Genomic DNA, 6,792 nt, shown 5'->3' on the forward strand with positions numbered 1-6,792 from the left:
GAAAATCGACACCGCGCAGTAGGTTGAGCGCGTGCGATCGAGAGTGGAGTGCTGCGGCGTGGCACTGACCTGCGTGAATGTGCACCCATCTGTTCTGACCTGCGGAAACACCCCTCGGTCGTTCGCGTTGCTTCGCAGTGTTTTCCGGGCGTGTGTGCCCTGCGTGTGCCCTGTGGGAGGCGGTCGCAGTGGTCCCCGGCTCGATCCGCGCAAGCGGCGCCTGTGCAGGACGGGGGTGCCCGCCACTTGCTGCGCCGCAAGTGTTTGACGGGCCAGCGGCCGGGAGGCGCGCCGCATGTCGGCATGGCTCCGGGCGCGTTCTGGCGTCATCCTGTCCTGTTCCCCCCTCGCGCATGCTGGACTGGGGTGGTCAGGCTCGACTCCGTGCACCTGTTTTCCGATGACGCATCATGTGGAGTGTGTCGCCATGCGTTACGGGCGATGTCTCGACGGTGAAATGACGCTCTCCGAGGTATCTTGACGCTCATTTGACGCTCGTTCTGATGGAATGTCAGACGGATTTTCGGCAGCTCAAACACCTTCAAGCTGGCCAGGATCGGTGCCCCGTCGCGAACTGGTGACGCTCTCGGTGATGCAGCCGCAAGTCCATAGGGACTACGGCGGCAAGGAGCCGCTCTTTCGGGTCTGTACAGGCCGTGCCTGTGCGGTGTGGGCTGGAGGCTGTGGAACGACGGCCTGCTCCGAACGAACGGCAGCGCGCACTTCTTGAGCGGATCGCGGCAGGGGAGGAACCCGGCGCCTGGGCGCCGGGGGAGTGGCGCTCGGCGTATGCCCTGCGCGACCGTGGGCTTTTGACGTTGGACAAGGGCGGCGGTGCTGCCCGTGCGGAGGTCACTGAGGCCGGACGGTTCTACCTGCGTCACGGCGGCCATCCCGACGATGCGGAGCCTGCCGACCGCAGTGAGCCGTCGGCGCCCGCCGACTCTCCGACGCCGTACCGCGAGCGGCCCGTTGCCCGTGCGCGGAGAGAGAAGGCTCGCGAGTTGGTCGAACGGCTCCTCGCCGAAGGACACGTCCGGTTCGCCCATGCCGATGACAAGGAGATCGCGGAATGGCGGCGGGTCGTCAACTACGCGAAGCGCCATGGCATGGAGCCGGAGGGAAAACGCATCGAGAAGGTGCCGTATGGCGGGCCCGGGCTGGAGTTCTTCCTCGCGGAAGGCCCGCATCCCAATGCCCGGAGCCAGCGACCGAAGACGGGTGCACCGGCGGTCCGAGTCCCCACGCGGCTGGTGTCCCTTCATCCGGTGGTGGCTGACCTCAAGGCCGACGCGGGGCATATGCGCGGGAGATCGACCCCCTGCTGAACCTTCCGGGCATGCCGACTCCGCGTTCAGCACCGCAGGGTCCCGTTCCGCGCCGGTCGACGGCCCGCCATGATGCGGACCCCCCGGCCTTGCCCGAGCGCCGGGAGATCTAGGGGACGACCGTGGGCTGGTGGAGCACCAGGTGGGCGTGGACGCGTCCGAGCTGAGGTTTTATGACTTCGCCTCACGCGCCGCGAAACGGTGTCGCAGCGAGCCGCGGGATCTGACCGGGTGGCACGAGTGTACGAGGGCCGCCGACCTGGTCAAGCTCGTCTCGCACTTGGTGGACGTGATCTGGCACGACGAACGCCGCGAGGAGCGGGTGCGGGCCGAGTGGGCTTATCCGTTTTCCTTTCTGTCGCACAGTCGGTGCCCGAAGTCGGTGTCTGGAACGTCGCTCTGGGCAGGTGTGGACGCCGGCGGGAAACCGTCCCTGCTGCCGATAGGGCAGGCGTGGGGAAGGGTGCCGCCGGTCAGGCGTCGATGACGACGGGGATGATGAGGGGCCTGCGGCGGTGGGTCCGGAAGGCCCAGTTCGGCACGGCACGGGCGATGAGCTGTTCCAGCTGGTGTGCGTCGCCGACCCCTTCCCGGGCTGCGGTCGCCAGAGTCTTCTCGATGACGGGGATGACCGGTTCGAAGATGGTGTCGTCGTGGACGAACCCGCGGGCCAGGAAGTCGGGTGTCTCGGCACGGGAACTGTGAAGTGGTCCAACGCGGAGAAGGGCTTCGGTTTCATCGCCCAGGACGCCGGCGGCTCGGATGTCCTCGCGCACTAGTCCGCGATCAACTCCTTGGGCTTCCGTGAGCTGCAGGAGCGCCAGATCGTGACGTTCGACGTCACCCAGGGACAGAAGGGCCCGCAGGCCGAGAACATCAACCCCGCCTGACCTTGCCCACCCCGCCCGTGGGCACCGCGCTCGGCGCGCACGGCTGCCCCATGCAGCCGTACCGCCCGCCCCGGACAACGGGCGCCTGGGCTTGTCCGGCGCGTCGGCGGGAACTGAGATGCACGGTTCAGGGCCGCGCAGCAGCTGCGCGGCCCTGAACCGTGTCGAGTCCGGCGTCGCGCGCCGATGGGGCCGGCGCGGGGCAGCGTGCCACGCGTCGACAGCGGTTGCCGCGTGCGAGGACTTCTGCATGGGACGTTCCGGCAGAGCTCATCGACCCGCACGGCGGGCTGCCTCCGGTTGAGCTGGTTGGGGTGTGCGGTCAGCGGGGTGGGTGGTCCCTTCCAGGTGTAGCTGGCGCAAGATGCTTTCTGTCTCCTGCCTGAGGTGTTCGGGAGAAGCCAGACGCTGCCACAGCGGGTCGGGGCGGCAGGGAACGGTGGCGCCGCGGGCGGCCCATGCCTCGGCGAGCTGTGTGTACACGGGTGTGCCCTGGTCCGGGGCTTCTGCTGGGGTCTGGCCACGGGCGTGCGCGGGGTACCTTCGGCGCGTTTGTTCAGGGAGACGGGCGTCGGCTCTGCGTTTGCCGTTGCCTGCCGGTGTGCCCTGGCTGGAGGTCATCCAATGATCATCCGTCACGTTCGTCAAAACGATCCGTCCGCCCTCTTGGACACCGTTTCTGGTCCGCTGCGACGACCTCGGCCACCGTCCTCCCTCAGCGAGGTGCGACACCGTTGGGCTGCCCGGCCGCAAACCGGTTGGTCCGTCTGGTCGTTGGGCGGACTGGGATGAACTCCCGCCCCGGCGTGTTTCCCCGAGCGCCCGCGGGGCGGGGCCCCGCGGACCTGGCACCTGACCCCGCTCCACCCGCGCTGTCGCGCCGAGCGGGATTGCGTGGAGCGGGAAGCTGCCGGGGCGGCGCAGCGAGCGGGCGGCCGACCGGCACGTTCCGCCTCTGCGCTCCGCCTCTCAAGGCGCTTGCCGGCGGTGGTTCGCTTCCTGCAGGGCATCTTTGTGTGTCTCCGCGGCTTCGGGGGGCCGGCCTGCGCGGGCGCCGAGGTCGGCCGCCAGCAGCCTGTTGAAGGCGCTGGGGTTGCTGCTTTCGGCGTACTCGAGCATGTGCAACAGGGCTGTGAGCTCGCCCTGACGGAGGTACAGGTGGGTCAGGGGGGCGGAGGCGTGGGAGACCAGTGCCCGCCGCACGCGGTTTTCGTAGGCGCGTCTGTGCAGGTCGGCGAAGCGGATCTGGGGTTCCTCGAACAGGTAGGGCTGGGCGGGAAGGTAGGGGGCCAGGCTGTCCAGCAGCGTGGGGATGTCCTGGCCCTCCTGTCGGTAGGACGGCTGTTCCCTGCTGCCGGCCCCGGCCGGGTCGAGACGGAAAGCTTCGACGAAGGCCGTGACGAGCCGGGGTTCGGGAAGCAGGCCGGCCCCGGGCCACCGGACACCGGACAGGTACCGGTCCTCCTTGTCGGCGGTGTAGAGACACCAGCCGGACGTGCTCGCCCAGTGGAGCCCGCAGTCGCCCCCGCCATGCTGATCCGCGAATGCCTGTGTGAACGAGATGCCGGCCTCGACGTCGAGGTACGCGCCGTCCGTGTCGCGCCAGGGACCGCAACTCTGAATCCCGGTCACCGGCAGATCCGCTTCCAGGAGGCACTCGGCGACAGCAGCGGCATAGTGACCCGCCCGCCTCGCGAGCTCAGCTGACATCTGGGGGCTCGGTTCGCTGGCCACGGAACTCTCTCTCCGCTGTCGGGATCGGACGGTGACGTCGCCGTAGGTCGTGCCGGGCCGGATTGACGTCCGTCGCAGCGCGTGCGGCAACCCGTACCGGCTCGCGTCCGCGGGGTACGACGGCTGGTGATGGTACCGACCTGAACTCGGCGTGGCTGGCACCGCTCCCTGTGTTGCGCCTCGGCGGCGCCGGGGGAGTGGCCGTGTCGTTCGAGCTCGATTACCTCCTCACTGGCCATGCGGAAATCTATGTTGGCCAGAGTAGACATTGGGCGGTGGCCCAGTTACGATTTCTCTCGTAGCCAGGAAGACAGCAGGACCCGGCAGACACGAACTGCCAGGTAGCAATACGTTGTTGCAGTGCGTAGGACGGTGCGGTGGTGGAGTTTCGAAGCCATGTTTGTTGCAGGACGGCGACGGGGCTGACGACCGGACCGGGGGGCCCGCAGTGATCAGGGGCCACCATCAGTAGGACCGCAGGTAATGCGGTGGCGGTATCGGCAAGTGCGGTACGCAGTACCCAGCAGTGGAGTCAGTGAGCGGTACCTCGGTGAAGGCGTCGGCTGCGGGCGCGCGCACCGGGAAGTTCGGCAGTGGGGTTCCAAGCCAGAGCAGTCGCAGGACGGGCGACGGGGCTGGCTGCCGAAGAGTGGTGCTGTCACAGGCCACTGAGCAGTTCGCATCACCAGCAGTACGCAGTCCTCGATCAGTAAGTGACGACAAGAGGGAAAGAACGGAGGGGCCGAGCGCCATCAGGATCGCCCGGGCGTGAGTGTCGAGCCCGGGTACCGCAGGACATCGACAGTGAGGTGGTCTCCGGTCAAGCAACCGCGATCCCCGTACCCCCGGCAGCATTTCGGTCGGGTCTGCGGAAACAGAAAGCCGGCGCAGTATCAGGGTCGGCAGATGGTGTAGAAGTTCCTTCGGGGCCCTGGTGCCAGTACGGCACCAGGGCCCCTCGACGCGTTCCACGGAGAGGTCAGATGACAGCAGACGACTCGTTCGGCCGTCTCGATGACGACGATTACCCCGCCTACACGATGGGCCGGGCCGCCGAGATGCTCGGCACCACCCAGGGCTTCCTCCGTGCCATCGGTGAAGCGCGCCTGATCACCCCGCTGCGTTCCGCGGGCGGACACCGCCGTTACTCGCGCTACCAGCTGCGGATCGCCGCTCGCGCCCGGGAGCTCGTCGACCAGGGCACTCCGATCGAGGCCGCCTGCCGCATCGTCATCCTCGAAGACCAGCTCGAAGAAGCACAGCGCATCAACGCCGAATACCGCCGCGCCGCCGAATCAGCGAACCCGACAACCGCCGCCTGAGGCGCTTTGGACCAGCAACTCCGTCTTCCGGTCTGGTGCTCAGCTCGGCCTCGACGGCAGGCCGTTACAACCCTTGATCGGCTGCGCTCTTGTGCTGGCTGGCGTGATCGGGGGAGGGAAGGTGAGGGGGCAGGATGCCCGGCGCTCACACGGCCGTCAGTGCATGACGGCATGGGCCGGGCAGGCAACAGCAGCCCGATGGCAGGGTTCCGGTGATGACGTCAGCGGAGCCTCTTCCCGTTCCTGCCGCGCCCTCAGTCATCACAGATGCCCCTGTGCGAATGGTTCGCGGGGATGACCGTGGGCGCGGCGCCTGGTCCTGTCCGAAGCTGTCAGGCGGCCTGGATGAGTTCGGCGCGGCCGAACAGCAGGGCGTATCCGGAGGGGAGCTGGTTGAGGATGCGGTCCAGGAGGGCGGTTCCGGCGAGGTGGCAGAGGACGGCGAGGACGGCGCCGGTGTCCCAGCGGGCCACAGCGGGAGTGGTACCTGTGCGGGTGGCGTGGTCCTTGACGAAGCCCCAGCCGGTGAGCGGTTGAGGGTCGGGGATCTGGCTGGTGAAGGCGAGGGCGGCCTCGGTCGGGAGGCAGGCGGCGAGGTCGACGCGTTCGTCTCCGGTGAGCTGGCGGCCGAGGGCCCCAGCACGGCGCGTGTGACGTCCTCGGCGCGCTCCCAGGTGGGATATGCGCCGTGGTATCGAACCCTTTCCAGCATCTGGTGAAAAAAACGTCATGCTGGTCCCGGCAGCTGCCGGTCCATGCAGCTGAAGCATTGGACAGTGATTGCCTTTGTCGTGCAAGGGCGCTTTTGCCGGTGGGAAGGGCGACGGGGGAGCGCAGGGCCGGCCCTGCTGATGTGGTGAGCGGGTCACGCGTGCCTGGGTTCAGGCGTGCTCGGGACGGCCGAAGAGGAGGTCGTAGCCCGGGGGGAGCTGGAGCAGGATGCGGCGGGTGAGTTCCTCGCCCGCCGCATCGGCGGTCACGCTCAGTACGGCACTGACGTCCCAGGCCGCGGTCTGTTCGGTGGCTCCCTCGATCCACGCCGCGGTGGCCCGCAGGAACCGCTCCGGTGGGAGCGGCTCGGTGGATTGCAGCGGGTTGAGCAGGACCAGGGCGAAGGTCTCCGGGAGCCGGGCGGCCAGCTCGGCCCGGACCTCGCCCACCAGGTGCGCGCCCAGCAGCGCCAGAACGGTACGGGCGGCCCGCTCGGCTTCCTGGGGTGTGGCGTACTCGCCGCGTTCCTGCACGTGGTCGAGGAATGATTCCCATCGCATGGCCACCACTACCCCCTTCACGTCGTTGTGCGATGGACGTAGGGCGGAGGACGGGACCAGAGGGGGATCGGTGGCCGTCCTCCGCCGTCGGAGCGGTCGGGAAACTGGTTCCTCAGCCGCCGATCTGCTTGTGCTCGGACTCCCCGCCGATCGCGATCTTGCGGGGCTTGGCGCGCTCGGCGATGGGGATCCGCAGGGTCAGCACCCCCGCTTCGTAGTCGGCCGTGATGCGCTCGGTGTCCAGGGT

The 6,792-nt window shown here is 68.4% G+C and carries 4 protein-coding genes and 4 pseudogenes; 3 read left to right on the forward strand and 5 right to left on the reverse strand.

The window, feature by feature from the left end; translation table 11 throughout:
- Window positions 1-812 precede the first annotated feature (812 nt).
- Complete coding sequence (locus ACIQTP_RS14645) at window positions 813-1,328, forward strand: hypothetical protein (protein WP_403399811.1); 516 nt, start codon at window positions 813-815, stop codon at window positions 1,326-1,328.
- A 473-nt stretch (window positions 1,329-1,801) separates the two neighbouring features.
- Here ACIQTP_RS14645 and ACIQTP_RS14650 read toward each other — a convergent pair.
- Window positions 1,802-2,020: pseudogene (locus tag ACIQTP_RS14650) on the reverse strand (RNase J family beta-CASP ribonuclease); the annotation flags it as partial.
- On the opposite strand from ACIQTP_RS14650, the pseudogene ACIQTP_RS14655 reads away from it, so the two are divergent.
- A pseudogene (locus tag ACIQTP_RS14655) lies at window positions 1,982-2,218 on the forward strand (cold-shock protein). The pseudogenes ACIQTP_RS14650 and ACIQTP_RS14655 sit on opposite strands and share 39 nt — an antisense overlap.
- 969 nt (window positions 2,219-3,187) lie before the next feature.
- Here ACIQTP_RS14655 and ACIQTP_RS14660 read toward each other — a convergent pair.
- A complete protein-coding gene (locus ACIQTP_RS14660; protein WP_403399853.1) occupies window positions 3,188-3,928 on the reverse strand; it encodes a DUF6292 family protein in 741 nt (246 codons plus the stop codon).
- A gap of 1,007 nt (window positions 3,929-4,935) precedes the next feature.
- Here ACIQTP_RS14660 and ACIQTP_RS14665 point away from each other — a divergent pair.
- The gene (locus tag ACIQTP_RS14665) at window positions 4,936-5,274 is read left to right on the forward strand and encodes a MerR family transcriptional regulator (RefSeq protein WP_403399813.1); all 339 of its coding nucleotides are present in this window, start codon (window positions 4,936-4,938) and stop codon (window positions 5,272-5,274) included.
- A 332-nt stretch (window positions 5,275-5,606) separates the two neighbouring features.
- Here the strand turns inward: ACIQTP_RS14665 and ACIQTP_RS14670 are convergent.
- The 3 genes and pseudogenes from ACIQTP_RS14670 to ACIQTP_RS14680 all read right to left on the reverse strand — a co-directional run.
- Window positions 5,607-5,986: pseudogene (locus ACIQTP_RS14670) on the reverse strand (DUF2267 domain-containing protein).
- Window positions 5,987-6,155: 169 nt separating this feature from the next.
- Window positions 6,156-6,545: a DUF2267 domain-containing protein gene (locus ACIQTP_RS14675; protein WP_403399815.1), complete on the reverse strand. Its 390-nt coding sequence runs from the start codon at window positions 6,543-6,545 to the stop codon at window positions 6,156-6,158.
- A 112-nt stretch (window positions 6,546-6,657) separates the two neighbouring features.
- Window positions 6,658-6,792, reverse strand: a pseudogene (locus ACIQTP_RS14680) (Hsp20/alpha crystallin family protein); the annotation flags it as partial.

It is taken from the genome of Streptomyces sp. NPDC090798 (assembly GCF_044768965.1).
Lineage (GTDB): Bacteria > Actinomycetota > Actinomycetes > Streptomycetales > Streptomycetaceae > Streptomyces.

Coding starts and splice junctions, on each gene's coding strand:
- ACIQTP_RS14660 (WP_403399853.1), bottom strand. CDS start 3,928: ATGTCAGCTGAGCTCGCGAGGCGGGCGGGTCACTATGCCGCTGCTGTC.
- ACIQTP_RS14665 (WP_403399813.1), top strand. CDS start 4,936: ATGACAGCAGACGACTCGTTCGGCCGTCTCGATGACGACGATTACCCC.
- ACIQTP_RS14675 (WP_403399815.1), bottom strand. CDS start 6,545: ATGCGATGGGAATCATTCCTCGACCACGTGCAGGAACGCGGCGAGTAC.